General features: G+C 60.5%; 1 protein-coding gene. It reads right to left on the reverse strand.

Features of this window, described 5'->3' with window-relative positions:
• Positions 1-217 (reverse strand): HAD family hydrolase (locus A3754_RS04480; RefSeq protein ID WP_231880480.1); only part of this gene is annotated, 217 nt, incomplete at its 3' end.
• Positions 218-253: the final 36 nt, after the last annotated feature.

Below are 253 nucleotides of genomic sequence, written 5' to 3' on the forward strand. Positions count from 1 at the left end.
GCATGCCAGTGACTCCCGTATGGTCGGCATGAAGCGCCGTGACACCGGGGTGGCGGGAATATTGCTGAAAGGGCTTTGCCAGCGGGTGCGGATTATTCCACTCCAGTGCGGCGGCAATCGCCAACAGATCCTGCTCCGGCGTCGTGCTGTTGGCTGCCTTTGTATCGACAATACGAAACTGGCCAGCGGTGAGCGTGCCGGTTTTATCAAACAGCACACCTTTCACCGCGGTGCAGCGCAGAAGCTGCCGGGG

The sequence above is a fragment of the Alcanivorax sp. HI0083 genome, from assembly GCF_001635175.1.